1 protein-coding gene is annotated in these 202 nt (G+C 63.4%); it reads left to right on the top strand.

What is annotated here, in order from left to right:
• A partial coding sequence (locus tag A3736_RS17360; protein ID WP_197465481.1) for a hypothetical protein occupies positions 1-202 on the top strand: 202 nt, incomplete at both ends.

Genomic DNA, 202 nt, shown 5'->3' with positions numbered 1-202 from the left:
CGGTACGGCGCGATACGATGCGATCTTCGGCGGCAGAGCGCCGACCGCTGCCGAACAGGCCCTGATCGACCGGGCGGTCGCCAGCCCCTCGCTCGCGTTCCGGTCCTTCCCCAACTTCGCGATCTCGTCCAATTCGGGCCTGATCTTCCGCCGCGACTTCGCGTTCTTCAATGCCGATATCAACAATAACGGCGTCAACGAT

This window comes from Erythrobacter sp. HI0063, from assembly GCF_001635685.1.
Taxonomy (GTDB): domain Bacteria; phylum Pseudomonadota; class Alphaproteobacteria; order Sphingomonadales; family Sphingomonadaceae; genus Qipengyuania.
Note: the sequence above shows the minus strand (reverse complement) of the source record. Positions and strands in the feature narration are given on the sequence as shown.